The sequence below is a fragment of the Pseudoflavonifractor sp. 524-17 genome, from assembly GCF_009935845.1.
In the GTDB taxonomy this organism is placed as follows: Bacteria; Bacillota; Clostridia; order Oscillospirales; family Oscillospiraceae; genus Pseudoflavonifractor_A.
Window position 1 is genome coordinate 1 of sequence record NZ_QWEK01000129.1, and the last position, 1189, is coordinate 1189.

The 1189-nt window shown below is 53.4% G+C and carries 1 pseudogene; it reads right to left on the reverse strand.

Going from position 1 to position 1189, the window contains the following annotated elements:
• A pseudogene (locus tag D1159_RS18920) lies at positions 1-593 on the reverse strand (hypothetical protein); the annotation flags it as partial.
• Between the last annotated feature and the right edge of the window lie 596 nt (positions 594-1189).

Genomic DNA, 1189 nt, shown 5'->3' on the forward strand with positions numbered 1-1189 from the left:
CTGTTCCAAATCTGCCGGGTGAGGGAATACTTCAACTCCTTCAGATAATGCTGGTTCTGCGGGTACATGGGAACCGGATCGGACAGAATGTAATACAGATGCAGCCCTGTCCCGCTGTTCACCACGAAGCTGGCCTTGGGCAAAATCCCCTTGTCCATCTGATGCAGCACATCCCGGAGCTGGGGCATACCCACCCCATCCAGGTCAAAGGCCATGGCATAGAGGAACCGGGCAAACTTCCCCGACCGGCTCTTACCGAAATACGAAATCGGCGCCATGATGGTAAAGTCCGTGTCAATCAGCTCGTCCAGCTTCTTCAGATCGTCCGTGATGATATACCGTTTCGCCTTACCGTCCCCCTCAATCTCCAGGGCAATCCCATTGACGGAGCCACCCTTACCAGGTAGAGAAACAGCTATCCCGTTAGGCCGACTGTCCTCATAATGCCCTTTCCGCTCAAAAGACCCCTCCGGGAAAATCTCCCGGTAAAACTCAAATGGCTCAACCTGTTCTAAAAACTGCTCCAGGTGGGCATTCTTCTCTATATACAAGGCTTGATATTCAGCGACAGTACCCCGGAACTCACTCGACATAGACGCACCTCCTACACAAAAAAAGAAAAAGAAGCAAAAAGAAAAAATCCGCTGCGGCGGGAACGGGGGAGCCGCCTGCGGGCGGCAGGGGGGAAAGGGGGAGCCAAAGAGCGGCCCCTTCGGGGCCTTAAAGAGAAAGTCACCTCCCCCTTTCCCCCCTTGCTCCGGCTATGGAAATGATGGAAAACCCTACGGGTTTACCACATTCCCACAGCCTCCGCTCACCCCCCTTTTCCCCTCCGACTTTCTCCCTTTCCGAGAGAGAAAAAGACTATTTTTTTGTTGGCCTAAAGGCCATAGGTGGCCGTTTATTATCAATGAGTTTTTTCCCTATTTTTTGTTATAATTATAGCCTGTCCGACACGCCTTTTCAAGTCCCCTGGACAGGCTATATATATATTATCAATACAGCCATTCCCTATTTTCACAGGCTCATATCGCCCCAGGAGTGGCCCCGGTCATGCTCCCGTTTCGGTTCCTGGACATCCGGCACTGGGATAAGCTGCTGGGCCTTTTCGCCCAGTGGCCGGAGCGGTTCGGGTAGGTGTTCCCACAGGAAGTCCAAGGCCGCATCGATGCCAGCCAGGAGCCGGGCC